Here is a 282-nt window from a genome sequence, read left to right on the forward strand (position 1 = left end):
GCCCCCCGACCCGGCCGAAGAACTCCCCGGCCGAGTTCCGGCTCAGTGGTCTGCATCGGCAGGCGCGGGTCAGTAGTCTGCGCTGCATGAGCGACGGCTCCGAGGCGGGCAGCGTGGATCAGGCGATGGTGGGGCAGGCTACCGGGCGTGCCGCCGTGGTGGCGTGGGGGTTGTGGGATTGGGCGGCGGCCTCGTTCAACGCGGTGATTCTGACCTTCGTGTTCTCGGTGTATCTCACCGATCACGTGGGGAAGGGGTTGCCGGGCGGGGTTTCGCCCAGTT

General features: G+C 68.8%; 1 pseudogene. It reads left to right on the plus strand.

The window, feature by feature from the left end:
- Positions 1–86 precede the first annotated feature (86 nt).
- A pseudogene (locus tag ACWELQ_RS12585) lies at positions 87–282 on the plus strand (hypothetical protein); the annotation flags it as partial.

The sequence above is a fragment of the Nocardia sp. NPDC004722 genome (genome assembly GCF_053601505.1).